At 58.0% G+C, this 23,778-nt stretch carries 20 protein-coding genes; 11 read left to right on the forward strand and 9 right to left on the reverse strand.

What is annotated here, in order from left to right:
* Positions 1-4: 4 nt before the first annotated feature.
* The gene (gene bepA, locus ACVCAM_RS13705; RefSeq protein ID WP_021241809.1) at positions 5-1,468 is read right to left on the reverse strand and encodes a beta-barrel assembly-enhancing protease; all 1,464 of its coding nucleotides are present in this window, start codon (positions 1,466-1,468) and stop codon (positions 5-7) included.
* A 221-nt stretch (positions 1,469-1,689) separates the two neighbouring features.
* Between bepA and ACVCAM_RS13710 the strand changes: the two genes are divergently transcribed.
* Positions 1,690-2,754: an AI-2E family transporter gene (locus ACVCAM_RS13710; protein WP_025912790.1), complete on the forward strand. Its 1,065-nt coding sequence runs from the start codon at positions 1,690-1,692 to the stop codon at positions 2,752-2,754.
* Between the two features lie 83 nt (positions 2,755-2,837).
* On the opposite strand, the gene bcp is transcribed toward ACVCAM_RS13710, so the two are convergent.
* Positions 2,838-3,308, reverse strand: coding sequence for a thioredoxin-dependent thiol peroxidase (bcp, locus tag ACVCAM_RS13715; RefSeq protein WP_008501635.1), 471 nt, complete (start codon positions 3,306-3,308; stop codon positions 2,838-2,840).
* Positions 3,308-3,877, reverse strand: coding sequence for a glycine cleavage system transcriptional repressor (locus ACVCAM_RS13720; RefSeq protein WP_023325845.1), 570 nt, complete (start codon positions 3,875-3,877; stop codon positions 3,308-3,310). The genes bcp and ACVCAM_RS13720 overlap by 1 nt, the downstream gene beginning before the upstream one ends.
* Positions 3,878-4,022: 145 nt before the next feature.
* On the opposite strand from ACVCAM_RS13720, the gene dapA reads away from it, so the two are divergent.
* The 6 genes from dapA (at position 4,023) to ypfH (ending at position 10,480) form a co-directional block, all read left to right on the forward strand.
* Positions 4,023-4,901: a 4-hydroxy-tetrahydrodipicolinate synthase gene (dapA, locus tag ACVCAM_RS13725; RefSeq protein ID WP_008501633.1), complete on the forward strand. Its 879-nt coding sequence runs from the start codon at positions 4,023-4,025 to the stop codon at positions 4,899-4,901.
* 16 nt (positions 4,902-4,917) lie between these two features.
* Positions 4,918-5,952, forward strand: a complete 1,035-nt coding sequence (gene bamC / locus ACVCAM_RS13730) for an outer membrane protein assembly factor BamC (protein ID WP_008501632.1) — start codon at positions 4,918-4,920, stop codon at positions 5,950-5,952.
* Positions 5,953-6,061: 109 nt separating this feature from the next.
* Positions 6,062-6,775 (forward strand): phosphoribosylaminoimidazolesuccinocarboxamide synthase, encoded by a 714-nt coding sequence (purC, locus tag ACVCAM_RS13735; RefSeq protein WP_008501631.1) that lies wholly within the window; start codon positions 6,062-6,064, stop codon positions 6,773-6,775.
* Positions 6,776-6,895: 120 nt separating this feature from the next.
* Positions 6,896-7,765 carry a KPN_02809 family neutral zinc metallopeptidase gene (gene ypfJ / locus ACVCAM_RS13740; RefSeq protein ID WP_407223553.1) on the forward strand — a complete coding sequence of 290 codons (870 nt, stop codon included), beginning with the start codon at positions 6,896-6,898 and terminating at the stop codon, positions 7,763-7,765.
* Positions 7,765-9,711 (forward strand): tRNA(Met) cytidine acetyltransferase TmcA, encoded by a 1,947-nt coding sequence (locus tag ACVCAM_RS13745; protein ID WP_070533471.1) that lies wholly within the window; start codon positions 7,765-7,767, stop codon positions 9,709-9,711. The genes ypfJ and ACVCAM_RS13745 overlap by 1 nt, the downstream gene beginning before the upstream one ends.
* 73 nt (positions 9,712-9,784) lie before the next feature.
* Complete coding sequence (ypfH, locus tag ACVCAM_RS13750; RefSeq protein ID WP_070533473.1) at positions 9,785-10,480, forward strand: esterase; 696 nt, start codon at positions 9,785-9,787, stop codon at positions 10,478-10,480.
* A 39-nt stretch (positions 10,481-10,519) separates the two neighbouring features.
* Here ypfH and ACVCAM_RS13755 read toward each other — a convergent pair whose 3' ends face one another.
* The 3 genes from ACVCAM_RS13755 to ACVCAM_RS13765 are packed head-to-tail and all read right to left on the reverse strand — an operon-like array spanning position 10,520 to position 12,230.
* Positions 10,520-10,717 carry a YpfN family protein gene (locus ACVCAM_RS13755; RefSeq protein WP_008501627.1) on the reverse strand — a complete coding sequence of 66 codons (198 nt, stop codon included), beginning with the start codon at positions 10,715-10,717 and terminating at the stop codon, positions 10,520-10,522.
* 24 nt (positions 10,718-10,741) lie between these two features.
* Positions 10,742-11,869, reverse strand: coding sequence for a succinyl-diaminopimelate desuccinylase (gene dapE, locus ACVCAM_RS13760; protein WP_008501626.1), 1,128 nt, complete (start codon positions 11,867-11,869; stop codon positions 10,742-10,744).
* A gap of 10 nt (positions 11,870-11,879) precedes the next feature.
* Positions 11,880-12,230 carry an ArsC family reductase gene (locus ACVCAM_RS13765; protein WP_008501625.1) on the reverse strand — a complete coding sequence of 117 codons (351 nt, stop codon included), beginning with the start codon at positions 12,228-12,230 and terminating at the stop codon, positions 11,880-11,882.
* A gap of 387 nt (positions 12,231-12,617) precedes the next feature.
* On the opposite strand from ACVCAM_RS13765, the gene ypfM reads away from it, so the two are divergent.
* Positions 12,618-12,677, forward strand: coding sequence for a protein YpfM (gene ypfM, locus ACVCAM_RS13770; protein WP_015572204.1), 60 nt, complete (start codon positions 12,618-12,620; stop codon positions 12,675-12,677).
* A gap of 109 nt (positions 12,678-12,786) precedes the next feature.
* Here ypfM and acrD read toward each other — a convergent pair whose 3' ends face one another.
* Both acrD and narQ read right to left on the reverse strand, forming a co-directional pair.
* Positions 12,787-15,900: a multidrug efflux RND transporter permease AcrD gene (gene acrD, locus ACVCAM_RS13775; protein ID WP_023294258.1), complete on the reverse strand. Its 3,114-nt coding sequence runs from the start codon at positions 15,898-15,900 to the stop codon at positions 12,787-12,789.
* A 142-nt stretch (positions 15,901-16,042) separates the two neighbouring features.
* Positions 16,043-17,737, reverse strand: a complete 1,695-nt coding sequence (gene narQ / locus ACVCAM_RS13780) for a nitrate/nitrite two-component system sensor histidine kinase NarQ (RefSeq protein ID WP_023294257.1) — start codon at positions 17,735-17,737, stop codon at positions 16,043-16,045.
* Positions 17,738-17,889: 152 nt separating this feature from the next.
* Here narQ and aegA point away from each other — a divergent pair, with 152 nt between their 5' ends.
* The 3 genes from aegA (at position 17,890) to ACVCAM_RS13795 (ending at position 21,674) form a co-directional block, all read left to right on the forward strand.
* A complete protein-coding gene (aegA, locus tag ACVCAM_RS13785) occupies positions 17,890-19,869 on the forward strand; it encodes a formate-dependent uric acid utilization protein AegA (protein ID WP_046091485.1) in 1,980 nt (659 codons plus the stop codon).
* A 66-nt stretch (positions 19,870-19,935) separates the two neighbouring features.
* Entirely contained in the window at positions 19,936-20,529 is a 594-nt protein-coding gene (gene nudK, locus ACVCAM_RS13790; RefSeq protein WP_025912781.1) for a GDP-mannose pyrophosphatase NudK, read from the forward strand.
* Between the two features lie 101 nt (positions 20,530-20,630).
* Complete coding sequence (locus tag ACVCAM_RS13795; protein ID WP_045335351.1) at positions 20,631-21,674, forward strand: DUF1176 domain-containing protein; 1,044 nt, start codon at positions 20,631-20,633, stop codon at positions 21,672-21,674.
* A 96-nt stretch (positions 21,675-21,770) separates the two neighbouring features.
* Here the strand turns inward: ACVCAM_RS13795 and tkt are convergent, their stop codons facing one another.
* The gene (gene tkt, locus ACVCAM_RS13800; RefSeq protein WP_023294253.1) at positions 21,771-23,759 is read right to left on the reverse strand and encodes a transketolase; all 1,989 of its coding nucleotides are present in this window, start codon (positions 23,757-23,759) and stop codon (positions 21,771-21,773) included.
* Between the last annotated feature and the right edge of the window lie 19 nt (positions 23,760-23,778).

A 23,778-nucleotide genomic window follows, 5' to 3' on the forward strand; every position in this document is an offset into this window, starting at 1 on the left:
TTGATTACATCTTCTCGTACGGCTTGAAGCGCTGCTGCAGGCCGCGAAGCTGATCGATACGCGCGTCGTATCGGGCCTGCTGGAGGCTGCCGAGTTTGACCTGCGAGCTGGCGCTGCTGAGCGCGGAAATGGCCTGATCGAGGCGGCCCACCAGGGCAAAGCCTTCGGCACGCGCCGCGAGCTCCTGGTCGCGGTTGCCAAGCTGGGCTTCCGCCTGAGCGAGCAGATCCCAGCCGTTTTGATCGTCTTTATTGTTAAAGGTGTAACGGTTCAGGATGGTCGCCGCTTCACCCGGCTGGCCGCCCTGCAGGTAAGCGTTCGCCAGGTTAAGCTGCAGCACCGGGTTGGTGCGGACGTCTTTCGCCCCTTTCAGGCGGTTAATCGCATCGGCAGGCTTCTTCTGCCCCAGATCGATATCCGTCGACAGATCGAGGTACCACGGGTTGTTCGGGTCGGCAGCCAGAAGCGGTTGCAGCGCTTTACGCGCCTCGTCGTATTTGCTGGCTTCCATCGCCTGGAGCGCCTGACCATACTGCGCGGCGTTTTTCTCACGCACGTTGCCTTTCGCCAGGGCATCCAGCAGGTCGCTGGTGAGCTGGTTACGCCCGGAATTGTACATCCCCAGCGTTCTCACTTTCGCCATGTAGAAATCCTGCGAAGACTGGACCACGACCGGGCGCATCTGGTTGGCACGGTTACGCGCGTCCGACAGACGGCTTTCAGGCAGCGGGTGCGTGAGCAAAATTTCCGGTGGACGGGAAGAATAACGCGCCTGATCGAGCAGTTTTTCGAGGAAGCTCGGCATGGCCTGCGGGTCAAAGCCTGAGCGCTGTAACACCTGGATGCCGATACGGTCCGCTTCCTGCTCGTTTTGTTGGGTAAAGCTGATCATCCCCTGGCGCGTCCCGGCCAGCGTACCGGTCAGCGCCGCCATCCCGGCCTGCGGGCTGGCCATCGCCAGCAGAATGGAACCCAGTGCGCCCACCCAGGTGAGGGGAGCGTTACGTTTCTGGTCTTCCATCGCACGCGCCAGGTGCCGCTGGGTGACGTGCGAAATTTCGTGCGCCATGACCGAGGCCAGCTGGCTTTCGTTGTCCGAATAACGGAATAACGCCGAATGCAGCACCACGTTACCGCCAAAGAAGGCGAAGGCGTTGATTTCGTCATTATTGATTAAATAGAAATGGAAGGGGGTTTTTACCGAGTCGGCGTGCGCTACCAGGCGCATTCCCAGCCCGTTTATGTACTGTACCAGCAAAGGGTCGTTAATCAGCGGGGCGCTGCCGCGCAGCTGGCGAACATAGTAGTCGCCCATTTGCATCTCTTGCCCAATAGATAGCGTGCTTCCTGCCGTGGTGCCCATGTCCGGCAATGTATCGGACGAGTCAGCAAAAGCGGGCAACACCTGACCGACCGTCACCGCGGCAATCAGTGTTGCAACCAGTGTTTTTCTCAACTGCCTGAACATAACCACTGTCCTGTATGTTAGATGTGCTAGTTTGACCGATGAACCGGCATATCGTTCATCTCTGCTGCCCTGCGAGTGTAGCCGTGTTGTAGCATGAAGAAAATCCCATTCATCAGGCTTTTGCGGATTGCGATCGGGATACAAAAAGCGAAAGTCTTTTTTGTGACAGTTAGATACAATTCACCGTCTCACTCCCGCCATTCGATTCAGGGAAGGGTTGTATGCTCGAAATGTTAATGCAGTGGTACCGGCGTCGGTTCAGCGACCCGGAAGCCATTGCTTTGTTGGTTATTCTGGTCGCCGGGTTCGGTATCCTGTTCTTCTTCAGCGGCCTGCTCGCCCCTCTGCTGGTAGCGATTGTGCTGGCGTACCTGCTGGAGTGGCCAACGGCGCGCCTGGAAAATATTGGGTGTTCCCGCCGCTGGGCGACCAGCATCGTGCTGGTGCTGTTTGTCGGCATCCTGCTGTTGATGGCCTTTGTGGTGATGCCGGTAGCCTGGCAACAGGGAATTAACCTGATCCGCGATATGCCCGGCATGCTGAATAAGCTTTCTGATTTCGCCGCCACGCTGCCGCGCCGTTATCCTGCGCTGATGGATGCCGGGATTATCGACGCGATGGCCGAAAATATGCGCGCCCGCATCATGACGATGGGCGATTCGGTGGTGAAGTACTCTCTGGCGTCCCTGGTCGGACTGCTGACGCTGGCGGTCTACCTCGTGCTGGTGCCGCTGATGGTCTTCTTCCTGGTGAAAGATAAAGACCAGATGCTCAACGCCGTACGCCGTATTCTGCCGCGCAACCGCGGGCTGGCGGGGCAGGTCTGGGAAGAGATGAACCAGCAGATCACCAACTACATACGCGGCAAGGTGCTGGAGATGATTGTGGTGGGGGGCGCCACCTGGATTGGCTTCCTGATTTTCGGCCTGAACTACTCGCTGCTGCTGGCCGTGCTGGTCGGATTTTCGGTTTTGATCCCCTACATCGGCGCGTTTGTGGTGACCATTCCGGTGGTTGGCGTGGCGTTGTTCCAGTTTGGGCTGGGTACCGAGTTCTGGAGCTGCTTCGCGGTGTATCTGATTATTCAGGGGCTGGACGGTAACCTGCTTGTACCGGTGCTGTTCTCCGAAGCGGTGAACCTGCATCCGCTGGTGATTATCTTATCGGTGGTGATTTTCGGCGGGCTGTGGGGATTCTGGGGCGTGTTCTTCGCCATTCCGCTGGCGACGCTGATTAAAGCGGTCGTCCACGCGTGGCCGGATGTGCCGGCGGTAGAAGAGCAGTAAGTTTTGCCGGGTGGCGCTGCGCTTACCCGGCCTATTTATCCTTGTAGGTCGGGTAAGGCGAAGCCGCCACCCGACACTCACTTTCAGGCACTTTCTTTCAGCCAGTTCAACACCACGTCGTGGTGGTTGCTGGTTTTGAAGTCGTCAAACACGTGTTCAACTTTACCGTCGGCGTCAATCAGGAAGCTGATGCGGTGAATACCGTCGTAGGTTTTACCCATAAACGTCTTCTCGCCCCAGACGCCGAACTGCTCGCATACCTGATGATCTTCGTCAGAAAGCAGCGTGAAGTTCAGCAGCTCTTTTTCAGCAAATCGTGACAGCTTTTCTGGTTTATCGGTGCTGATACCCAGCACTTCCACGCCGACTTTTTTCAACTCATCCATGTTATCGCGTAAGCCGCAGGCCTGTACGGTGCAGCCGGGGGTCATGGCTTTCGGGTAGAAATAGACCAGAACACGCTGTCCCTGGAAGTCGGTCAAATTTACTTGCTCGCCGTCTTGATCCGGTAAGCTAAATTTCGGTGCGATGTCACCGGCTTTCAGTGGATTCATTACTCAACTCCATCCTGTTCGTGCTGCGAATAATTGACGACGCTTATACTGCCCTGCGCGTTTAATTCTGTACAGAGGGCTTTGAACGCTTGCTCGATATTTGACGCATCCTGTGACGCAGGACTGTGCGCGGTAATTTGAATAAAGAGCGTGGGAACCGTGCTTGCGTCGCCCGGCTGTGTGCGGGAAACGAGCTCGGCGATGTTCATCTGATGGCTGTCAAACAGCGCGGTGAAGCGCTCAATCAGATGTGGAGAATCAGGCACTTCAACCTGCACCCAGACGGTAGAAGGCATGGCCGGGCGAGGGCGCGCGGTGGTGCGCTTCATGACGATCAGCAAGTCCAGCTCGGCACCTTTCAGCGGCAGGGTCGATTCAATCAACGTGATGGCGTTCCATGTCCCTGAAAGCAACATAATGAATGTGAACTCTTCGCCGAGCATGGCCAAACGGCTGTCTTCAATATTACAGCCGCAACTGCTTACGTGGCGGGTGATGGTGTTCACGATACCCGGCCTGTCGGCACCCAGCGCAGTGATAACCAGGTAATGTTGTGATGAGGTTGTCAAACCTGTTCTTCCTTTGCATGGTTAAGTCTTCCTAAGGAAAGCATAAAAAAAACATGCATACAACCGCCTGAGGGCCTCAGGTCGCTTGCTTTTATTACAGTTCCAAACGTACCATTGAGACTCTTGTTCGCACAGAGGATGGCTCATGTTCACGGGAAGTATTGTCGCGCTTGTAACACCGATGGATGAAAAAGGTAACGTCTGCCGGTCTAGCATGAAGAAGCTGATTGATTACCATGTCGCCAATGGAACCTCGGCGATCGTTTCGGTAGGGACTACCGGTGAATCTGCAACGCTGAGCCACGACGAGCACGGCGATGTGGTTATGCTGACCCTGGAACTGGCTGACGGACGTATTCCGGTCATCGCGGGCACAGGCGCGAATGCCACCGCAGAAGCGATCAGCCTGACTAAACGTTTTAACGACAGCGGCATTGTCGGCTGTCTGACGGTGACCCCTTACTACAACCGTCCTACTCAGGAAGGTTTGTTCCAGCACTTCAAAGCCATCGCTGAACATACTGACTTGCCACAAATTCTGTATAATGTGCCGTCCCGTACCGGTTGCGATATGCTGCCGGAAACCGTTGGTCGTCTCTCGGAAGTCAAAAATATTATCGGTATTAAAGAGGCGACAGGGAACTTAAGCCGCGTTCATCAGATCAAAGAGCTGGTTTCAGACGACTTTATCCTGTTGAGCGGTGATGATGCGACCGCGCTGGACTTTATGCAGCTCGGTGGCCATGGCGTGATCTCCGTAACGGCAAACGTTGCGGCGCGCGATATGGCTGAAATGTGCAAACTGGCCGCGGCCGGTCACTTTGATGAAGCGCGTGTCATAAATCAGCGTCTGATGCCGCTGCACAATAAATTATTTGTCGAACCCAATCCGATCCCAGTGAAATGGGCATGTAAGGAGTTGGGGCTTGTAGCAACCGACACGCTGCGTCTGCCAATGACACCGATTACCGACCACGGTCGTGATATCGTCAGGGCAGCGCTGAAGCATGCCGGTTTGCTGTAAAGTTTAGGGAGATTTGATGGCTTATTCAGTACAGAAGTCGCGCCTGGCGAAGGTTGCGAGTGTTTCGCTTGTTATGCTGCTCGCTGCCTGTAGTTCAGACTCGCGCTACAAGCGCCAGGTGAGCGGTGATGAATCCTATCTGGATGCGACCCCGCTTGCTGAACTTCACGCACCGGCTGGTATGATCCTGCCGATTCAGAACGGCGATTATAATATTCCCGTGACCAACGGCAGCGGCCTGGTCGGTAAAGCGCTTGATATTCGTCCACCAGCACAGCCTCTGGCGCTGGTGAGCGGGGCGCGTACCCAGTTCACCGGTGATACGGCGTCTCTGATGGTTGAGAGCGCGCGCGGTAGCACCCTGTGGCCGCAGGTTGTCAGCGTCATTCAGGCGAAGAACTACACCATCGATAAACGCGATGATGCCAGCCAGACGTTAACCACCGACTGGATCGAATGGAACCGTCTGGATGAAGACCAGCAGTACCGCGGTCGTTATCAAGTCTCCGTTAAACCACAGGGTTATCAGCAGGCGGTTAACGTTAAGCTGTTGAACCTGGAGCAGGCGGGTAAACCGGTTGCGGATGCCGCATCCCTGCAGCGTTACAGCACCGAAATGCTGAACGTGATTGCCGCAGGCCTGGATAAAAACGCGACCGATGCTGCCAACGCCGCGCAGAGCCGCAACGGTGTGACCTTCGATGTCCAGAGCGGCGCGGATGATACCGGCCTGCCAATGCTGGTGGTGCGTGCACCGTTTAACCAGACCTGGCAGCGTCTGCCAGCGACGCTGGAAAAAGTGGGCATGAAAGTGACCGACAGCACCCGCTCAACCGGCAGCATGACGGCAACCTATAAGCCGCTCTCCGACAGCGCGTGGCAGGAACTGGGCGCGAAAGATCCTCAGCTTGCCTCCGGTGACTACAAGATTCAGGTCGGTGACCTTGATAACCGCAGTAGCCTGCAGTTTATCGATCCAAAAGGTCACACGCTGACCCAGTCGCAGAACGATGCGCTGGTCGCTGTCTTCCAGGCAGCATTCAGCAAATAAATACGAGGGCTGGTGAATCCAGCCCTTTTTATTTTCGTGCTACGCAAACGTGTGCGTGGCATAATATCCCCAGTTTTGAACACAAATCATCACACCAGGAGTAATGAAGATGCAGAAGCAAGCTGAGTTGTATCGTGGCAAAGCGAAGACCGTATACAGCACGGAAAACCCGGATCTGTTGGTGCTCGAGTTCCGCAATGATACGTCAGCAGGGGATGGCGCGCGCATTGAGCAGTTCGATCGTAAAGGCATGGTGAACAACAAGTTCAACCACTTCATTATGACCAAACTGGCCGAAGCGGGTATCCCGACTCAGATGGAAGCGTTGCTGTCCGATACGGAATGTCTGGTGAAAAAACTGGATATGGTTCCGGTTGAGTGCGTTATTCGTAACCGCGCGGCGGGCTCCCTGGTGAAGCGTCTGGGCATTGAAGAAGGTATCGAACTGAATCCACCGCTGTTCGATCTGTTCCTGAAAAACGACGCCATGCACGACCCGATGGTCAATGATTCCTACTGCGAAACCTTCGGCTGGGTGAACAAAGAGAACCTGGCGCGCATGAAAGAGCTGACCTACAAAGCCAACGACGTGCTGAAAAAATTGTTTGATGACGCGGGCCTGATCCTCGTCGACTTTAAGCTGGAGTTTGGTCTGTTCAAAGGCGAAGTGGTGCTGGGCGATGAGTTCTCACCGGACGGTAGCCGCCTGTGGGACAAAGAAACCCTGGATAAAATGGACAAAGACCGCTTCCGTCAGAGCCTGGGTGGCCTGATTGAAGCGTACGAAGCGGTTGCTCACCGTTTAGGCGTTAAGCTCGACTAACTCCCTCACTTGCCAAAGGATGTTCGCATCCTTTGGCGTCTTACCTTTGTTTCCTATGGTAATCTTGCCGTTAACCGCCTACGATCATAGCTATTATAAATGGAATAGTTAGAGGTGGTTATGCGCTGGCAAGGGCGTCGTGAAAGTGACAATGTAGAAGACAGACGCAGTGATGGCGGCGGCGGTCCTTCCATGGGCGGACCCGGCTTCCGCTTACCCAGCGGCAAGGGCGGTATCATTCTGCTGATAGTGGTGCTGGTCGCGGGCTATTACGGCGTCGATCTCACCGGGTTAATGACCGGTCAGCCGCTGCAACAGCAGCAGCATTCTCAGCGCTCCATCAGCCCGAATGAAGATGAAGCGGCCAAATTTACCTCCGTGATCCTCGCCACAACGGAAGACACCTGGGGTCAGCTGTTTGAGAAGATGGGGCGTACCTACCAGCAGCCGAAGCTGGTGATGTACCGGGGCGCAACCCGCACCGGATGCGGCACCGGACAGTCCGTGATGGGGCCGTTCTACTGCCCGGCGGACGGCACCGTCTATATCGATCTCTCCTTTTACGATGACATGAAACGCAAGCTTGGCGCTGACGGCGATTTTGCCCAGGGCTACGTGATCGCGCATGAAGTCGGCCATCACGTGCAAAAGCTGCTGGGGATTGAGCCAAAAGTGCGCCAGCTGCAGCAAAATGCGTCGCAGGCTGACGTGAACCGCCTGTCCGTTAAAACGGAGCTGCAGGCGGACTGCTTCGCGGGCGTCTGGGGCCACAGCATGCAGCAGCAGGGCGTGCTGGAATCCGGCGATCTTGAGGAGGCGCTGAATGCCGCTCAGGCGATCGGTGACGACCGTCTTCAGCAGCAGAGCCAGGGGCGCGTCGTGCCGGACAGCTTCACTCACGGTACTTCGCAGCAGCGCTACAGCTGGTTTAAACGCGGTTTCGACAGCGGCGACCCGGCGCAGTGTAATACCTTCGGCAAAGCGATGTAATGCTGGCGTTTGAACAGCTGATACGCGAGCTTGAGCGCACCGGCCATCGTCGGCTGGTGGTGCTCAGCGGTGAGGCGCAGTGGACGTTGAGTCAGGCGACTGACCTGCGTAATGCCCTGCCGGGAGACTGGCTGTGGCTGGATGACAATCCCTCAAAAACCCTCAGCGGACTGCTGGGACGCGAATACCTTCACGCCGTTTTTGACGCGCGCGCCGGGTTTGACGTCTCAGCCTTCGCCGCGCTCAGCGGGACGCTGCGCGCCGGAAGCCTCCTGGTGCTGCTGGTTCCTCCGCTTGCTGACTGGGCCGACAGGCCAGACAGCGATTCTTTGCGCTGGAGCGACAGCGCGGAGCCGATCGCCACTCCACACTTTGTGCACCACTTCTGCCGGACGCTTGCCGCCGATTCGGATGCGATTGTCTGGCAACAGCATCGTCCTTTGTCCGTTCCCGTTGCGCCGGATTTACCCGCCTGGCAGCCTGCCAGCGGCGCACCGCAGCGCGAGCAGGCGGAGATCCTCGACGCGCTTCTGACCATGCCTGCGGGCATCGCTGCCGTAACGGCACCGCGCGGGCGAGGAAAGTCAGCGCTGGCGGGGATGCTGCTCAATAGCATTCAGGGGAGTGCGGTGGTCACGGCACCGGCTAAAGGGGCAACGGATGTCATTGCGCGCTTTGCGGGCGAGCATTTCCACTTTATGGCCCCGGATGCGCTGCTGGCCTCCACGCTGCAGGCCGACTGGCTGATTGTCGATGAAGCGGCTGCCATCCCGGGCCCGCTGCTGGAGAAGCTGGTGACGCGCTTTTCGCGCGTATTATTAACCACCACGGTGCAGGGCTATGAAGGGACGGGCAGGGGATTCCTGCTGAAGTTCTGCGCCCGTTTCAGCGGACTGCGGCATTATGCCTTATCGACCCCCATTCGCTGGGCCGCCGGATGTCCGCTTGAGCGGTTCGTGGCAAATGCTCTGTTATTTGATGATGCGCTTATCGATCGCAAACCGGAAGGTGAGGTTCGTATAACGCCGCTGGCGCCGCGGATGTGGGAGAGCGACCCGGCACGCGCGGCAAGCGTTTATGAACTGCTGTGTGCTGCACACTACCGCACGTCACCACTCGATTTACGCCGGATGATGGACGCGCCCGGCCAGCACTTTGCTGTTGCAGAGACGGGGGCTGATATTGCAGGCGCGCTCTGGCTGGTGGAAGAGGGCGGGTTGTCACCGGAACTTAGCCGCGCCGTGTGGGCGGGATACCGGCGTCCACGCGGGAATCTCGTGGCGCAGTCGCTGGCGGCGCACGGCGGCTCTCCGCTCGCGGCGACGCTGAAAGGGCGACGGGTTAGCCGCATTGCGGTTCACCCCCTGCGCCAGCGGGAAGGCATCGGGCAACGGCTTATCCTTAGCGCCAGCGGGGAAGATTATCTGTCGGTGAGTTTTGGTTATACCGACGAGCTGTGGCGTTTCTGGCAGCGGTGCGGGTTTGTGCTGGTGCGGATGGGGAGCCATCGGGAAGCCAGCAGCGGCTGCTACACGGCGATGGCGCTGCTGCCGCTGAGCGAGGCCGGGCGTCGGCTGTGCGCGCAGGAACATCACCGTTTATGCCGGGATATGCGCGTCCTGTCGGCCTGGAACGGTGAAAAGATCCCGGTGGACGACGGCTGGGAAGCTACCCTTAATAGTGATGACTGGCGGGAGCTGGCGGGGTTTGCTTTTGCCCATCGCGCGTTTTCAACCTCGGTTGCCGCGCTGACGCGGTTGTTGCTCACCGTTGATATGCCGCTTCCGGCCCTGCGGGGGAAACTAGCAGGGAAAACGGATGAGCTCGGGCGAAAAGCGTTGCTGGCAAAGCTGCGCTCTGAAACCGCGCAAGCGCTTGAAAGCCTTGATTATCCGCGCTGCCAGCAGTTGAAGGAAGCCATTTTGCAATGGCAATTTTTTCAATGACTTCTTCAGTAAAGTGGCATGGTCATTCCCGCCGGGAGGCGTAGAATCCAGGTCATCTATTAAGGAGACCACCATGAAACATGACCATTTTGTTGTTCAAAGCCCTGACAAACCGGCTAAACAGTTACTGCTTCTGTTTCATGGGGTTGGCGATAATGCCGTCAATATGGGGCAGATTGGCAGCTGGTTTGCGCCCGTTTTCCCGGAAGCGCTGATTGTCAGCATCGGCGGCGTAGAGCCATGCGGCCCGAACGGGCGCCAGTGGTTCTCGGTTCAGGGCGTGACGGAAGAGAACCGTCAGGCGCGTATCGACGCCATCATGCCGACCTTTATCGACGTCATCCGCTACTGGCAGCAGCAGAGCGGCGTAGGAGCCGAAGCGACCGCGCTGATTGGCTTCTCGCAGGGGTCAATCATGTCGCTGGAAAGCGTAAAGGCACAGCCGGGTCTGGTTTCACGGGTGATCGCGTTTAACGGCCGTTTTGCGACGTTACCGACAAGCGCAACCACGCAGACCACGATCCACTTAATCCACGGCGGTGAAGACCGGGTGATTGAGCTCTCGCATGCGGTTGCTGCCCAGGAAGCGCTGATGCGTGAGGGTGGGGATGTGACGCTTGATATCGTTGACGATCTGGGCCACGCCATTGACGACCGCAGCATGCAGTTTGCGCTTGACCATCTGCGCTATACCGTACCGAAGCACTACTTTGATGAAGCACTCAGCGGCGGTAAGCCGGATGACGATGATATTGTTGAGTTTATGTGATTCTTCCCCCTCTCCCATGGAGAGGGGGAATCGGATCGATTACTTCTTCTGATCCTTCTTCGGCCAGTCGTCGTCATCGTCCCACTTGTCGTTGAAATCACGGTGCGGGGGAAGATCCGGCTTGTTGGCGAGAAATTTTTTATGGTCCACGCGCTTAAGGTCTTTAATCACGTTCAGCAATACGCCGACCAGAAAAACCAACACCAGAACCCACCAGTACTTTGAAAGCCAATCCATTCGCTATTCCTCTCAGAGCGTTCGTCAGGCGACGATTTGCTCCATAATACGTTGATACATACGGGCCAGCAGTTGTAAATCTGCCGCATTGACACACTCATTTATTTTATGAATGGTTGCGTTCACTGGCCCCAGTTCGACAACCTGAGCACCCATACGGGCGATAAAGCGTCCGTCTGAGGTACCACCCGTTGTCAGCAGCTGTGGCTTAATTTCATTATAGTGCTCGATGGCGTTCACCACCGCATCCACCAGTTTACCGCGCTGCGTCAGGAACGGCTGGCCGGAAAGCCACCACTCCACGGTGTAACGCAGCTGATATTTTTCCAGCAGGGCGATAACGCGCGCCTTGATCATCTCATCGGTCAGTTCCGTGCTGAAGCGGAAGTTGAACTGGACGACGTAATCCCCCGGGATCACGTTATTGCTGCCGGTCCCGGCCTTGACGTTCGCAATCTGCATGCTGGTCGGCGGGAAGAACTCGTTGCCCTTATCCCACTCAATCGCCACCAGCTCGCTCAGCATTGGCGCGGCGCGGTGGACCGGGTTATCGGCCAGATGCGGATACGCAACGTGCCCCTGAACGCCGTGAATGGTCAGGTTACAGGTCAGCGAGCCACGGCGACCGTTTTTGACGACGTCACCCACCACTTCGGTACTGGACGGCTCACCGACCAGGCAGTAGTCGAGACGCTCGTTGCGGGCCATCAGCGCTTCGACGACCTTCACGGTGCCGTTGTGCGCGCTGGCTTCTTCGTCGGAGGTGATCAAAAACGCGAGGCGGTTTTTGTGGTTCGGATGCTGCGCCACAAAGCGCTCTGCCGCCACGACCATCGCCGCCAGAGAGCCTTTCATGTCTGCCGCGCCGCGGCCAAACAGCATGCCATCGCGAATGGTCGGCTCAAACGGCGGGTTAATCCAGCGATCCGCGTCACCGGCGGGAACGACGTCAGTATGCCCGGCGAAGGCAAGCGTTTCGCCCTGTCCGCGCCACGCCCAGAAGTTCTGGGTATCGCCAAAGTCCATGCGTTCAACGGTAAAACCGATGGCACGCAGGCGTTCAATCATAAGAGCCTGACAACCTGCGTCGTCCGGGCTAAGGGAAGGACGGCGAATAAGCTGCTGAGTCAGCTCAATGACCGGGCATGACATAAACTACACCTCAACGAAAAAAGTCGGAATAAAGGGTTTCACTGAAACCCAGCAGCATAGGCTGCCCTGGCGCGCAGAGCAATGGGCGTTTGATAATTGCCGGCATCTCGAGCATCAGTTTTGCCGCGCTGTCGGCATCGGTGATGCTGGCGCGCAGTGAGTCGTCCAGTTTACGCCAGGTGGTGCCGCGGGTGTTCAGCAGGGCTTCCCAACCCAGTTCGCGGATAGCGCTATGCAGAAATTCTGCATCGAGCCCGTCGGCACGGTAATCGTGGAAGCGGTACTCCACGCTGTTAGCGTCCAGCCAGCGGCGGGCTTTTTTGATGGTGTCGCAATTTTTAATGCCGTACATCACAACCATGGTGAATCCTTTTGATGTTCTGATAATTAAATGTTCAGTAAATTCGAAGATATATCCTTAAGTGGAATATAACACATTCAGGAATCGTCTGGATTAATGTGTCTTCTTAATTCGACTCACAACTGTACGCTGAATATTCTTTCATCATTTAAGCATAGATGTCCATAAACTTTAAAAACCCAATAAAGTCAGCCAATAAAATAAAACTCACCCGTCCGTAGGGTTATTTCAAAATATTGCTGGCCGTCACAAAAAATTGAGGTCTCTCCGTTCATATTTATCATAAATCCCCGCAGGACGTGGGGTACAATCACAGCAATTGGTTAAATAGTCTTCACAATGATGGTACGTTTTTGTAGAATGCGCATAATAATAAGAGAGGTTGTTATGATTGAACGTGAACTGGGGAACTGGAAAGATTTTATCGAAGGCATGCTTCGTAAATGACATTCAGTAAGAATTGCAAGAGCACTAAAATAAGTAAAATAACCATAGTGTGAATTAATCACACAATAAAAAGGCGGCCGATAAAGCCGCCTTTTTTTATTTCAACCACTTACTCAGGACGTTCCTTCAGCGGGAAGCGGCGACGCACCAGCACAAAGAACAGCGGAACGAAGTAAATGGCCAGAATGGTGGCCGAAATCATGCCGCCCATCACCCCCGTCCCGACCGCATGCTGGCTGCTGGAGCCTGCACCCGTACTGGTTGCCATTGGCAGAACACCAAAGACAAACGCCAGCGACGTCATCAGAATCGGACGCAGGCGCTGACGGCAGGCGTGCAGCGTGGCGGCCATCAGCTCGTGGCCTTTGGCATTCATCTCGTTGGCAAACTCAACGATCAGAATGGCGTTTTTCGCCGACAGCCCAATGACGGTGAGCAGGCCCACCTGGAAGTAGACATCGTTCTCCAGGCCGCGCATCCAGGTCGCCAGCAGCGCACCGATAACCCCAAGGGGCACGACCAGCATGACCGAGAACGGGACCGACCAGCTCTCATACAGGGCGGCAAGGCAGAGGAAGACCACCAGCAGAGAGAGCGCGTAAAGGGCGGGGGCCTGCGCCCCGGAGAGACGCTCCTGGTAAGACATGGCCGTCCACTCGAGACCAAAACCGGCGGGCAGCTGTTGCACCAGTTTTTCCATGGTGTCCATGGCGGTACCGGTGCTGACGCCCGGCGCGGCTTCCCCGACGATTTCAACCGCAGAATAGCCGTTATAGCGTTCCAGGCGTGGCGATCCGCTCTCCCAGTGCGAACTGGCAAAGGCGGAGAACGGCACCATGCCGCCAGCATTATTTCTGACAAACCAGCGGTTAATATCATCCGGCAGCATGCGGAACGGCGCGGCGGACTGGACATACACTTTTTTCACGCGGCCGCGATCCATAAAGTCATTCACATAGCTCGACCCCCACGCCGTTTGCAGGGTGTCGTTGATATCGTTGATCGACACACCCAGCGCCTGCGCCTTACGCTGATCGATATCAACCTGAAGCTGCGGGCTGTCGTCGAGGCCGTTATGGCGAACGCGGGTCAGGCCGGGATCGTTGCCTGCCAGCGCTAACAGCTTATCGCGTGCCGCCATCAGCGCCGTGTGGCCCGCCCCGGCGTGATCCTGCAGCTCCATATCGAACCCGGCTGAACTGCCCAGGCCGCTTATCGCCGGCGGGCTGCTGGCAAAGACGCGCGCTTCTTTGATGTGCGCAAAGGCTTTTGTCGCACGTTCAATGATGGCAAACGAGGTGCCCGTCCGGGTATCGCGTTCGTCCCAGTCCTTCAGGCGGACAAACATGCGGGCAACGTTCTGCCCGTTTCCGCCCGGGCCGGAACCGACGGTGGAGAAGACCGAGACAACGTTATCTTTCTCTTTGGTGAAGAAGTACTGCTCCACTTTCTGCACCACTTTCAGCGTCTGCTGCTGCGTTGCGCCGCTCGGAAGCTGCACCGAGGTGGTGAACATCCCCCGGTCTTCCATCGGCAGGAACGAGGTGGGCAGGTGCAGGAACAGCCACACCATCCCGCCCAGCAGCACAACGTAAATCATCATCCAGCGCAGACTGCGGTGCAGTACGCGACCAACGGCAGATTCATAGCGCGCGGCGTTGCGGTTGAACATCCGGTTAAACCAGCCGAAGAACCCTTTCTGCCCGTGATGCTCCCCTTTGTGCAGCGGTTTCAGAATGGTGGCGCACAGCGCGGGGGTGAGGATCAGCGCGACCAGCACGGAGAGCACCATCGCCGAGACGATGGTGATCGAGAACTGGCGGTAAATCGCCCCGGTGGTGCCGCCAAAGAAGGCCATCGGGATAAAGACGGCCGACAGCACCATCGCAATCCCGACCAGCGCCCCCTGAATTTGCCCCATGGACTTGCGCGTCGCCTGGCGCGGAGAGAGCCCTTCTTCGCTCATGATGCGCTCGACGTTTTCAACCACCACGATGGCATCATCCACCAGAAGGCCGATCGCCAGCACCATCGCAAACATCGTCAGGGTATTAATGCTGTACCCGAAGGCGTAGAGTACCGCAAAGGTCCCCAGCAGCACGACGGGGACGGCAATGGTGGGGATCAGCGTCGCGCGGAAGTTTTGCAGGAACAGGTACATGACCAGGAACACCAGCGCGATGGCTTCCAGCAGAGTCTTCACCACGTCCTCAATGGAGGCTTTAACGAAGGAGGTGGTTTCATAGGCGACTTTGTACTCCAGCCCGTGCGGGAAATACTGCGACAGCTCGTCCAGACGGTCTAACACCAGTTTTGCCGTCGCCATTTCGTTCGCGCCGGAGGCCAGCTTAATCCCCAGACCGGAGGCCTGATTGCCGTTAAAGCGGCTCAGGTAGTCGTATTTCTCCGCCCCCATTTCCACCGTGGCGACATCGCCCAGACGCACTTCCGACCCGTCCTGATTCACGCGCAGGGTGATATTGCGGAACTGGTCCGGCGTCTGCAGCAGGGATTGCGAATTAATGGTGGCGTTCAGGGCTTGCTTATCAACGGAAGGCGTTCCCCCCAGTTGCCCCACGGCAATCTGGGCGTTCTGGGCTTTAATGGCATCCGTCACGTCGGTTGCCGTCATTTGGTAGCTGTTCAGCTTGTTGGGATCGAGCCAGATACGCATGGAGTACTGTGAGCCGTAGGCGTCGATATCCCCGACGCCGTTGATCCGGCTGATGGGATCCTGAATATTACTGGCGACGTAGTCCGCGATGTCCTGTTTATCCATCGAGCCATCTGTCGAGACAAAGGCGATGGTCAATATGTTGGTATCGCCGGTTTTACGCACGGTCACGCCCTGGTTTTGCACCGCCTGGGGCAGCTTGCGCATCGCCGACTGCAGCTGGTTTTGGACCTGCTGCACCGCTTCGTCCGGGTCGGTGCCCGCCTTAAAGCTCAGGGTCACCGTCGCCTGTCCCGTGGCGCTGCTTTGCGAGGACATGTACATCAGGTTATCCAGACCCGTCATGTTCTGCTCGATAACCTGCGTCACGGTATTTTCCAGCGTCTGAGCGGACGCGCCGGGGTAGTTTGCGGTGACGCGCACGTTCGGCGGTGCCAGGTCGGGGTATTGCTCAACGGGAAGTGACGTAATCGCCAGGACACCTGTCAGACACAACAGGATGGCAAGCACCCAGGCAAAAATGGGGCGATCGATGAAAAAATTCGCCATGAAAGTGTGACCTCGTTTTGCTGCACGTCATTATTGTTTATTGCCCGCATAACTTTAGCGGTAAGGCCCAGGTCAAACGTGGAGAAATAAAGGAGATAGTGTAAATTATCATGCGCTTTTCCCTGCGCTTCCCTCTTTACCGTTATTTACCCGTTAACGGCGTGGGCGCCGGAAACGTCACGCTGACCAGCGTGCCGCCGTTTTGCGGCTGCGAGAAGTGCAGCACTCCTCCAAGCCGCTGCGCGCGTTCGCGCATAATGTTCAGACCGTAATGTCCCGGCGGCTCGCTGGCCTCGCCAATCCCGATGCCGTTGTCGCGAATGCTGACGCTGTGCGTACCGTCCGCTGCGGTCACGCAGCTCACGGTGATCTCGCTGGCCTGCGCGTGCTTAATGGCGTTCAACACCGCCTCACGCACGATCTGTAACAGGTGCACCTGCTTTTGCGCGTCGAGCGCCAGCGAGGAGAGGCGGCAGTCGAGATGCAGTTTCGCCTGCGTCTGGCTCTGCAGGACATCGAGTGACTCCTGCAGCGCCGCGGGTAAATTCGCGTGGTTCAACGTCAGGCGGAAGGTGGTCAGCAGCTCGCGCAGCTGCTGCCAGGCATTGTTCAGCTCGCGGGAGAAGTCGGTGATAATGGCCTGCGCTTGGGTATTTTCTTCCGGCACGGCGCGTTTGAGCAGTGCAAGCTGAATGCGCAGATACGACAGCACCTGCGCCAGCGAATCGTGCAGCTCGCGGGCAATGGTGGCGCGCTCTTCCATCAGCAGCAGCTGCTGGTAATGCTTTTGCGCCTGGTTAAAGTACAGCCCGCGCCCGAGCATGGTCGCCACGCTTCTCATCAGCGGAAGGGGGACGCTGTCCGCCTCGCTTTGCCAGCGCAGCTCGCCGTAGAGCGTGTCCTGCATCAGTACCGGCAGGTTTTGCAGAGGGATACCCTCAGCCTCCGTCCCTTCGCACAGCCGCCAGTCGTCGCTGGTGCGCAGTTCCAGATAATTCATCTGCGTATAGTCATGGACAATCTGCAGGATATGCCGGAAACAGTGGCTGTCTATCTGGCCGGTATTGAGCGCCTGCGAGCACTTAAACAGCATGTCGAGCTGCTGGTGGGCTTCGTGCAGGTGCCGCGTCTTTTCCGCAACCGAGGCTTCGAGCGAACGGTAGAGTGTATCGAGCTCGGCTGACATGTGGTTAAAGGCGCGCGAAAGCTGGCCCAGCTCGTTCGGCAGGGCGCTATCCGGCGCAGGAGTGGCAAATTCGCCGCGCTCAATGCGTTCGCTGGCCGCCACCAGGTTATTCAGCGGCAGCACCACCTGACGACGGATGCGTCGCAGGGTAAACAGCGTCAGCAGCAGGATCCCGAGTGCGCCAGCCAGCGAGAGCAGGGTGACCGTTTGAATTTTATGTTCGGTGTAGTGCTGGAGGGCGAGCACAAAGGCATCAATGCGGCCCACAAAATCCTCAATATTGCGTTGGTACCACGCGCTGTCGCCGCGGGCGATATGCGCATCCATCTCCTGCCAGGCCACATGCAGCTGCTGATAGCGTGCTTTCACATTGTCCGGGACGTACCAGCGATCCAGCTTCTGCAGGGCAGGCGCACCGAGCGTCTGTTGCCAGCTCTCGCGATGTGCCGAAAGGGAAGGGCTGTTGCGCTGCATCTCGTAGCCCAGACGATAGCTCTGCATGCGCAGTGAGCCAGCGATGTTGATGGCTTCGGCATCGCGCTGGCTGCTGGCCAGCGTCAGCAACGCGACGGTGCTGCTGAGTACGGATAGGGCAATGATCGAAAAGAAAGCCCAGGCAAGGCTTCCGGAAACGGGTCGTTTAACGGTCACAGAACGGCTCTCTGAATAAAATTGATCTGCCACAGGTTCACTGGAAATAATTGGGCGCTTCAGGCATTTGAACATTGCCCGAACGCACCGTGATGCGTAAATACCATACTCTTATAAAGAGAAAGGTTATTGAACCAAAAACAGGTGTGGTTATGAATCGTTTTATTATGGCTAACAGCCAGCAGTGCATTGGGTGTCGCGCCTGCGAAGTCGCCTGCGTGATGGCGCACAACGGTGAGCAGCATGCCCTGAGCGAGCGCCATTTTCATCCCCGTATCACGGTCCTGAGATCCGGCGAGAAGAGCCACCCCGTGACCTGTCATCATTGCGAAAATGCACCCTGTGCGCAAAGCTGCCCGAACGGCGCCATCAGCAAATGCGATGACAGCGTACAGGTGAATCAACAAAAATGCATCGGCTGTAAGGCCTGCGTAGTGGCCTGCCCGTTTGGCACGATGGAGATTATCGTCACTCCGCTCGACAATGGCAGCGTGAAGGCCTCGGCGAATAAATGCGATCTCTGTCTGACGCGTCCACACGGCCCGGCCTGTATCGAAAATTGCCCGGCGGATGTCCTCACCCTGGCGACGCCCGCCGCGCTGGAAAACCTGGCGAAATCGCGCCGACAGCGCACGGCCTGCCTGGAGGCGCAGCCCTGGCATGGTGCCGAGGCCGTCAGCGTGGACGCGCCGCGTACTAAACTGCAGCAGATGCAAACGACCCCGCCCCGCGGCGAGCCCGACAAGCTGGCTGGCGCAGAGCGCGTGGGCCATTTTAACGAAATTTACCTGCCGTTCCGGGCCGAACAGGCCGCCCGCGAGGTGTCGCGCTGCCTGAAGTGCGGAGAGCACAGCATTTGCGAATGGACCTGCCCGCTTCACAACCACATCCCGCAGTGGATTGAGCGCCTCAACGCGGGGGATATCACCGGCGCGGCCGAGCTTTCTCATCAGACCAACTGTTTACCTGAAATTACCGGTCGCGTCTGCCCGCAGGACCGGTTATGCGAGGGCGCCTGCACGCTTCGTGACGCGGCGGGGGCCGTGACGATAGGCAACATCGAGCGCTACATCTCCGATCGGGCGCTGGCGATGGGCTGGCGGCCGGATATGTCCGCCGTCACGCCGTCAGGTAAACGTGTCGCGATTGTCGGCGCGGGGCCCGCCGGGCTGGCGTGCGCCGACGTGCTGGCGCGCCGCGGCGTGAGCGTGACGGTCTATGACCGGCATCCGGAGATCGGCGGTTTGCTGACCTTTGGCATCCCGGCATTTAAGCTCGATAAATCGCTGCTCGCCCGGCGCAGAGAGATCTTTACCGCGATGGGGATCCGCTTCGAGCTGAACTGCGAGGTGGGCCAGGACGTGTCGATGTCGCAGCTCAAGAGCGATAACGATGCCCTGTTTATTGGCGTGGGTACCTATCGTTCGATGAAGGCGGGTATCCCGAACGAGGATGCGCCAGGGGTCTACGACGCGCTGCCTTTCCTGGTGGGCAACACGCGTCATGTTATGGGGCTGGAGGCAACGGCCAGCGAGCCGTTCATCGACACCCGTGGCCTGAACGTGGTGGTGCTGGGCGGAGGCGATACCGCGATGGACTGCGTCCGCACGGCGTTACGTCACGGCGCGGCGACGGTCACCTGCGCCTATCGTCGGGATGAGGCCAACATGCCGGGCTCGAAGAAAGAGGTGCAGAACGCCAGAGAAGAGGGGGCGTCATTTGAGTTTAACGTCCAGCCGGTTGAGCTGACGCTGGATCCGAACGGTAAGGTCAACGGTATCCGGATGCTGCGTACCGCGCTCGGTGAGCCGGATGCGCAGGGGCGTCGTCGGCCCGTTCCGGTGGCGGGCAGCGAGTTTGTGATGGCCGCGGATGCAGTCATCATGGCGTTTGGCTTTAATCCGCACGCGATGCCGTGGCTGCAGGCGCAGGGTGTCGAAACGGATGACTGGGGGCGGATCGTGGCCTCGGTCGAGAGCCGCTACCGTTATCAAACAACCAACCCGCAGATCTTCGCCGGGGGCGATGCGGTACGCGGCGCGGATCTGGTCGTCACCGCGATGGCGGAAGGGCGTCATGCCGCGCAGGGGATACTCGACTGGCTGGGAGTGGATGTACCACAACATCATTAATCCGGCGGACGACAAAGCGGGATTCACGGCGTAGTATAGGACGACTCATTGTGCCGTGGAGCCCGTATGACCCTGAAAATTGACGTTATCAAAGACAAAATTCTCTCTGAAAACTACTTTGTCCTGCGTAACATCACCTATGATCTTACACGTAACAACGGTGAAGTGATCCGCCACAAGCGCGAGGTCTATGACCGTGGTAACGGAGCAACCATTCTGCTCTATAACCGTGAAAAGCAGAGCGTGGTGCTGATCCGGCAGTTCAGGGTGGCAACATGGGTCAATGGCAATCCTGACGGACGTCTGATTGAAACCTGCGCGGGCCTGCTCGATGACGATGAGCCGGAAGTCTGTATCCGCAAAGAGGCCGTCGAAGAGACCGGCTTTGAAGTGGGCGAGGTCAAAAAGGTCTTCGAGCTGTACATGTCCCCGGGCGGCGTGACGGAAATTGTCCATTTCTTCATTGCTGAATACAGCGACGCACAGCGCACGCACCGGGGCGGTGGCGTAGAGGATGAAGATATCGACGTGCTGGAGCTTCCTTTTGCCCGAGCGCTGGAGATGGTGCGTTCAGGCGAAATCAGGGATGGTAAAGCGGTGATATTGCTGCAGTATTTACAGACAACCGGGCTGATGAACACCCCTTTCGAACGGATATAGCCTGTTTTTCAGGTATATCTGATAAATCCGATTGAGCAACCCCGGCGGGAACACGAAGATACTGCCCTGTTATGCGTTTTCGTTCCGGGATTGTGTCATTCATGCGCTACAGCGTTTTTTTATTTTCCCTGTTTTGTGTGCTCCTCGCGCCGCAGGTGCGGGCTGCACCCGCGCAGCAAGCCTTCTCTGACTGGCAGGTGACCTGCAATAACCAGAACTTTTGCCTTGCCCGCAACACGGGCGAACACCGCGGTCTGGTCATGACGCTCACCCGGAGCGCCGGGGCGAAAACGGATGCCACGCTGCGTATCGATCTCGGCGGTCTTGATACGCCTTCCGTGAAAGAGCCGGATATTGCCCCGCGGCTGCTGCTGGATAATGTTCCCCTGAAGCTCGACAAACAGCGCTGGCAGCTCACCCCCTGGCATCTGAAAACGGACGATGCGGCCACCATCACCGCCTTTCTGAAAAACATCCAGGAAGGAAAAGCCCTGACTCTGCGAGGCGGTAAGCAGGTGATTTCACTGGCCGGTCTGAAAGCCGCGCTGCTGTTCATTGATGCCCAGCAAAAGCGCGTTGGCAGCGAAACCGCGTGGATCAAGAAAGGTGACGATCCGCCGTTAAGCGTGCCGCCCGCACCTGCCCTGAAAAAGGTGGCGATCGTTAATCCTACCCCAACACCGCTTTCTCACGCTGAACTGAACGATCTGCTGGATTATGGTACCGGCAGGATGAACAGCAGCCAGTGTTCGCTGGATCCTAACCGTCGCGAAGTGCGCGTCACCGCGTTAACCGATGACAAAGCGCTGCTGATCGTCAGCTGCGAGGCGGGGGCCTATAACACGGTCGATCTGGCGTGGCTGGTGTCACGTAAAAAACCGTTCTCTGCCCGCAGCGTGAGGCTGCGTCTGCCGTTTACGCCGTCAGGCGACAGCAGCGAAATCGAGTTGATGAACGCCAGCTTTGATGAAAAGACGCGTGAGCTGACCACGCTCTCGCTGGGGCGCGGTATGGGGGATTGTGGGATCCAGACGCGCTGGCGGTTTGACGGCCAGCGTTTCCGCCTGGTGCGCTATGCCGAGGAACCCAGCTGTGATAACTGGAATGGGCCAGACGCCTGGCCCACGCTGTGGATCACGCGATAGCTTTTTGCCGGGTGGCGCTGTCGCTTACCCGGCCTACGGTTTGGTGGTTTTGTAGGCCGGGTAAGGCGTAGCCGCCACCCGGCAACGCAGACCGCACTAAATCACGCTCAGCGCCTTCTCTACCACGTTCTCAACGGTAAAGCCAAAGTACGGGAACAGCTTGTCGGCAGGGGCGGACTCACCGTAGCCCCGCATCCCAACAATCGCCCCTTTGAGCCCGACATACTTGTACCAGTAGTCGGCAATACCGGCCTCCACCGCCACGCGCGCCGCGACGTTAGAGGGCAGCACCGATTCCCGGTACGCCTCGTCCTGGGCGTCAAAGATATCCGTTGAGGGCAGGGACACCACGCGCACCGCGTGGCCTTCGGCGGTCAGTTTTTCCGCCGCTTTCACCGTGATTTCCACCTCGGAACCGGTCGCAATCAGGATCACGTCCGGCTTGCCGCCGCTGTCTTTCAGGATATAGCCGCCGCGGGCAATGTTTTTCACCTGCTCCGGCGTGCGCTCAATCTGCGTCAGGTTCTGGCGTGACAGAATCAGCGCCGTCGGGCCGTTATGGCGTTCTACCGCCAGCTTCCAGCCCACCGCCGCTTCGACCTGATCGCAGGGGCGCCAGGTGCTGAAGTTTGGCGTCAGGCGCAGGCTCGCCAGCTGTTCAACCGCCTGGTGGGTGGGGCCGTCTTCTCCCAGACCGATGGAGTCGTGGGTATAGACCATAATCTGCCGCGCCTTCATCAGCGCTGCCATGCGCGCCGCGTTACGGGCGTACTCGACGAACATCAGGAAGGTGGCGGTGTAGGGCACGAAGCCGCCGTGGTGGGCGATGCCGTTGGCGATCGCGGTCATCCCGAACTCGCGCACGCCGTAGTGGATATAGTTCCCGGCAATATCCTCCTTCAGCGATTTCGAGCCCGACCAGATGGTCAGGTTACTCGGTGCCAGGTCCGCCGAGCCGCCCAGCAGCTCAGGAAGGAGAGGGCCAATCGCATTCAGGGTGTTTTGCGACGCCTTACGGGTGGCGATTTTTGCCGGGTTGGACTGCAGGTTTTCAATCAGCGCCTGAGTTTTATCGTCCCAGTCCTCCGGCAGACCGCCGCTCATGCGCCGGGAAAACTCGGCGGCCAGCTCCGGGTACGCTTTTTTGTAGGCGGCGAATTTCTCGTTCCAGGCCTGCTGGGCTTTCTCACCGTCTTCACGGGCATCCCACGCCCGGTAGATCTCTTTCGGGATCTCAAACGGCGGGTATTTCCAGCCCAGCTTCTGCCGGGTCAGCGCCACTTCTTCGTCACCCAGCGCCGCGCCGTGCGCCTCTTCTTTGCCCGCCTTGTTCGGCGAGCCGAAGCCGATAACCGTGCGGCAGATAATCAGGGACGGTTTGTCCTTCACGCTCTGCGCTTCCTGAATCGCTTTTTTCACCGCCTCAGGATCGTGGCCGTCGATCTCGTGCACCACGTGCCAGTGGTAGGCCTCGAAGCGTTTTGCCGTGTCGTCGGTGAACCAACCCTCGGTTTCCCCGTCGATGGAGATGCCGTTGTGATCGTAGAAGCCAATCAGCTTGCCGAGCCCCAGGGTGCCCGCCAGGGAACAGACCTCATGGGAAATCCCCTCCATCAGGCAGCCGTCACCCATAAACACGTAGGTGTAGTGATCGACAATCTTGTGGTCCGGCTGGTTGAACTGTGCCGCCAGCGTACGCTCGGCAATCGCCAGCCCGACCGCATTTGCCAGCCCCTGACCGAGCGGCCCGGTGGTGGTTTCCACGCCCGGCGTATAGCCAATCTCCGGGTGCCCCGGGGTTTTGGAGTGCAGCTGGCGGAAGTTTTTCAGCTCCTCAAGCGGCAGATCGTAACCGGACAGGTGCAGCAGGCTGTAGAGCAGCATCGAGGCGTGGCCGTTGGAGAGAATAAAGCGGTCACGATCGTACCAGGTGGGATCGTTAGGGTTGTGCTTCAGGAAGTCGTTCCACAGGACTTCGGCAATATCGGCCATGCCCATCGGTGCGCCGGGATGGCCAGAATTGGCTTTCTGCACGGCATCCATGCTGAGGGCGCGGATGGCATTGGCGAGCTCTTTACGGGACATAGTTCACTCCGTGGCAAGG

The sequence above is a fragment of the Enterobacter sp. CFEC122 genome (genome assembly GCF_052983755.1).